At 65.0% G+C, this 4,340-nt stretch carries 4 protein-coding genes and 2 tRNA genes; 4 read left to right on the top strand and 2 right to left on the bottom strand.

The window, feature by feature from the left end; genetic code table 11:
* Positions 1–221: 221 nt before the first annotated feature.
* Entirely contained in the window at positions 222–1,004 is a 783-nt protein-coding gene (locus Q0Q02_RS23360; RefSeq protein ID WP_293813171.1) for an SDR family oxidoreductase, read from the top strand.
* Positions 1,005–1,056: 52 nt separating this feature from the next.
* Here the strand turns inward: Q0Q02_RS23360 and Q0Q02_RS23355 are convergent, their stop codons facing one another.
* Positions 1,057–2,508 carry a deoxyribodipyrimidine photo-lyase gene (locus tag Q0Q02_RS23355; RefSeq protein ID WP_367275056.1) on the bottom strand — a complete coding sequence of 484 codons (1,452 nt, stop codon included), beginning with the start codon at positions 2,506–2,508 and terminating at the stop codon, positions 1,057–1,059.
* Positions 2,509–2,886: 378 nt separating this feature from the next.
* Between Q0Q02_RS23355 and Q0Q02_RS23350 the strand changes: the two genes are divergently transcribed.
* Both Q0Q02_RS23350 and Q0Q02_RS23345 read left to right on the top strand, forming a co-directional pair.
* Positions 2,887–3,189: a hypothetical protein gene (locus Q0Q02_RS23350; protein ID WP_293813167.1), complete on the top strand. Its 303-nt coding sequence runs from the start codon at positions 2,887–2,889 to the stop codon at positions 3,187–3,189.
* 79 nt (positions 3,190–3,268) lie between these two features.
* Positions 3,269–3,412 (top strand): hypothetical protein, encoded by a 144-nt coding sequence (locus tag Q0Q02_RS23345; protein ID WP_293813165.1) that lies wholly within the window; start codon positions 3,269–3,271, stop codon positions 3,410–3,412.
* 610 nt (positions 3,413–4,022) lie between these two features.
* On the opposite strand, the gene Q0Q02_RS23340 is transcribed toward Q0Q02_RS23345, so the two are convergent.
* A tRNA-Cys gene (locus Q0Q02_RS23340) sits at positions 4,023–4,096 on the bottom strand.
* 169 nt (positions 4,097–4,265) lie between these two features.
* On the opposite strand from Q0Q02_RS23340, the gene Q0Q02_RS23335 reads away from it, so the two are divergent.
* Positions 4,266–4,340, top strand: a tRNA-Asn gene (locus Q0Q02_RS23335).

The following is a 4,340-nucleotide window of genomic DNA, read 5'->3' as shown; positions in this document are numbered from 1 at the left end:
CGCGGGCGTTTCCTTGAGATAGGCATCCTGGCGGAAGAGCAGTTCGGTCGGCATGGTCTCGTATCTCTTGAGTGGCGGGAGCGCGCCTTCGCGGCGCAGACTGCACCGATTGCCGCCGAGGTGCCACCTCATTGGCGGGATAGCGGGGATGATTTGGGGCGCATGGCTTCCGGCTCGGCGATTCAGTGCCTAGATGACTACCCCGCCAACCCGGAGCCGCCATGGCCTTGCCCCGCATGAAGCCGCAGGACGGTGTTGCCTGGATCACCGGAGCCAGCTCCGGCATAGGCGCCGCGGTCGCGCTCGAACTCGCGCGCCGGGGCTGGACGGTGGCCGTGACCGCCCGGCGGCTCGAGGTGCTGGAGCGTCTTGCCCGCAGCGCCGACAAGCTGCCCGGCCGCATCGTCGCCCATGCCGGAGACGTGACCGATGCGCAAGGCATGCGCGATGTCACCGATGCCATCGAGAGCATCCACGGGCCGATTGCGCTCGCCTTCCTCAATGCCGGCATCGCCTCCGGCCAGGGCAGGGCGATCGATGTCGAGACGGTTGAGAAGGTCGTCGGGGTCAACCTGCTCGGCGTCGCCAAGAGCTTCTTCGCGATACAGCCGCGCATGGTCGTGCGGGGGGCAGGCCAGATCGCGGTCAACGCCTCGCTCGTCGGCTATCGCGGCTTGCCCGGCGCGGCGGCCTATGGCGCGGCCAAGGCGGGCGCGATCTATTTCTGCGAGTCGATGCGCTTCGATTGCGAGACGGCTGGCATCCGCCTGCAACTGGTCAACCCCGGCTTCATCGAGACGCCGATGACGGAGGGCCGTCGCTTCCCGATGCCGTTCCTGATGACGGTGGAGGACGGCGCCCGGCGAATCGTCGATGGGTTCGAGCGCGGCGGCTTCGAGATCACGGTGCCGCGCCGGCTTGCCTGGATCCTGAAGGCCGCGCGTCTTCTACCTTATCCGGTCTATTTCGCGCTGATGCGCCGCTTCGCCGAACGCAGCGGCTGAAGCCCGAGCAAATCCAGCAAAGGTGCGCAACGGTTTTGCGCCCGGAATTGCTCTAGTTGCGCATCGCAGCGAAGGCGTCGAGCGCCCTTTGCCGTCCGAACGCGAGGTCGACCAGCGGGGCAGGGTAAGTCTCGCCGATTCGAACACCCGCTTCGCGCAAGGACCTCTCGGAAGCCTTCCAGGGCTGGTGGATATCCTTGTCGGAAAGCCCCGCCAGTTCAGGCACCCATCGGCGGACATAGGTGCCGCGCGGGTCGTGGGTTTCGCCCTGCGTGACAGGATTGAAGATGCGGAAATAGGGCGAGGCGTCGGCGCCAGAGCCCGCAACCCATTGCCAGCTCGCGGCATTGTTGGCCGCATCGGCATCGACCAGCGTGTCCCAGAACCAGGTTTCGCCCGCTCGCCAATCCTGCAGCAGATGCTTGATCAGGAAGGAGGCGACGACCATCCGCACGCGGTTATGCATCCAGCCGGTCGTCCAGAGCTCCCGCATGCCAGCATCGACGAGCGGGATGCCGGTCCGGCCGCGCTGCCAGCGGGCGAGCGCCGCATCGTCGGGCTGCCAGGGAAAGGCATCGAATCGCGAATCGTAGTTGCGGGTCGCGAGATCGGGAGTGTGGAAAAGCAGATGGTGGGAAAACTCCCGCCAACCGATCTCGGAGAGGAATTTCTCGGCGTCCTGCTCCGACCCCGCGGCTTCGCCGGCCGCGCTGGCATGATGCAGCGCATGCCAGATCTGGCACGGGCCGATCTCGCCGAAATGCAGATGCGGTGAGAGCCGCGACGTCCCAGCCCGGTCTGGGCGGTCGCGATCCCCGACATAGCCGGCGAGCCCGCTGCCGATGAAGTCGTCGAGTCGCATCACGGCGCCCGCCTCTCCCGGCGCCCACGCTGCCCGCATGCCGCCGGCCCAGTCAGGTTTCCGGGGTTCGAGGCCGAGATCGGACAAGGGCACCGTCAGCGCATCGACCGAATCGGGCAGGGGGAGCGCGGGGATTCGCTCCGGGGCGGGAAGCGGGGCGGCCGGCTCGCCCTTCTGCCGGGCTGCCCGCCAATAGGGCGTGAACACCTTTATTGGCTGCCCGGTCGTGGTCGTGACCTGCCAGGGCTCGTTCAGGAGATGGCTGTTGAAACTGCGGACATCGATTCCCTGTCCGGACAGCTCCTCCTTGAGCTCGCGGTCGAGCGCGATCTCCGACGCCTCGTAGCGGCGATTCCAGGTGACCAACCTGATTCCGGCCTCCGTCACGATGCGCGGCAGCAACACCGCCGGGTCACCTTGCATCAGCATGAGCCGCCCGCCCTTGCGGGCCAGCGCTTCGCCGAGCGTTTCGAGCGAGCGCGACAGCCACCAGCGCGAGGCGCCGCCGAGGGGCCGGCGCTCCGGCCCGGTATCGAGGATGTAGAGGCACAGGACAGGCCCTGCTTCAGCCGCGGCAGCAAGCGCCGGGTTATCCGCCAGCCTGAGGTCGTTGCGGAACCAGTGAAGAGCAGGCTTGGTCATCATTTCTCATCCGGCGGGCACGACCGCGCAGGCCGCAATCTCCGATCAACGCCGCCGGAGCGGATCGGTACCGGACAGGGGACAAGTTTGAGTTTGACCGCGAGGCGACCATAGGCAAGGACCCGGGGTAAGGGCCGGCGCTTGTCGAATCCGGTCTGGGCGGTTCAGACTTCCAGAGGCAGATGCAGATAATCGGCGATGAGCCAGGATACGCCCGCGGTCGCAGACATGAGAACCGCTATCAGAATTGCTTGAACCATGACGCTACTCCGCCTGAACAGGCACGCGTCACTAACTAAAATTTTAACGTTTTGTAAACGAATTCCTTAAGGCGAATCACAGCCTGAACGGTGGCTCCAGATGGACGGCTGTTGAAAGATGGATGCATTGCAGGAAGCCGGTCTCGACCTCGAACTCGGAGAGATGGGCCGCAAGCTGGACACCTTGTTCGGTTCGCGTCGCCCGCGCGCGGCGCAGCGGCCCAAGGCGGCGGCGTTCGAGGTGTCGGCCGTGGAGGCGGGCACCGGACGCCTGCGCGTCGTGCTGGATGCAGACCTGCCGGAAGCCGTCGGGCGGGCGATTCTTTCCCTGGCGATCAAGCACGGGGCGGCCTTCGGCCGTGGCGAGGCAGTCCGAAAGCCTCCGACGGATTCGCCCGTCGATGGCGCTCGATCCGGTTGAAAGCGCGCAAATGCGCCTGACCGCGAAGGGATTGGCTTGAGATCGGGAACCGGGAAGGCTGCTCGGGCGTCCCCTTCAGATGGACAACCCGAAAAAACCGCCACCGGATTTCTGGCTCTGGCTGGGCATCATCGGCCTGACGGTGATCATCGCCGTGTCGTCGCTGACATTTCCCGAGCGCGTCGTGCCGGGTGCGTTTCAGTCCCATTCCACGACGCCCTGAATCGAAAGAGCCCCACCGGGGACCGATGGGGCTCATCCGGGCTTTCAAGCCCTCGCCGGCCGACCGTCGCCGCCAGGCGCTACGCGAAAATCCTCTGAGAGAACATCGTGCAGGGGGATTGGTTCCCCGGGGCCGAATCCGTCGCGAAATCGTCTGGCGTGCTTCTTGTTCCGGTCGGCTGACCACCAATTGGAGCGCGCCGAAATGAAACACGGCGACCGATTCTGGCGCAGCCGAGCGGAGGCCAAACGGCCGGTGAGCGAAGTTCGTTTCCGTTTGATGCTGGAGTTCGCCCTGACGGCGTTCATCGTGATCTCTGCCCTTCGGCTCCACGAAGCCTTAGGGCCAGTGCTTCGTTGAGCCGATCAGTGCAATTCTGCAATAATATACCGAGCTTTGCGATGTGAGCGCCGGCTGCGGCGGCAGGTCCCAGAATCAGCCGCCCAGCAATGGGCGCAGATCCCAGATCCGCATTCCAGCTGTCCATGGTTCGATTCGATCGAACCCTGCTGCAATCTCGTCCGGCAGTTGCTCTGCTCACAAGGGACAGGCCACCATGAACTGGTGGCTCACAGCGCTACGGCGAAATCAGATTCTTGGATTTTTTGTTTGGAGGCCTCGCCCGGAATCGAACCGGGGTGCAAGGATTTGCAGTCCTCTGCGTAACCACTCCGCCACGAGGCCTTCCTGCGAAAACGGCCGCGGCCGCTTCAGCGAGAGCGCACTAACCACAAGCCGCGCGCCGCCGCAACCCGGCATCGCATCTTCCACAGCGATGACGACAAATCTGCTTGGTCGGCTCGCAAGGGGGTTGCGCTATCCGGATCGCCCCGCTAAGACGCCGCCACGTTGTTCCCGGATAGCTCAGCGGTAGAGCAATCGACTGTTAATCGATTGGTCGCAGGTTCGAATCCTGCTCCGGGAGCCA

Source organism: uncultured Allobosea sp. (genome assembly GCF_945956895.1).
GTDB lineage: Bacteria > Pseudomonadota > Alphaproteobacteria > Rhizobiales > Beijerinckiaceae > Allobosea.
Note: the sequence above shows the minus strand (reverse complement) of the source record. Positions and strands in the feature narration are given on the sequence as shown.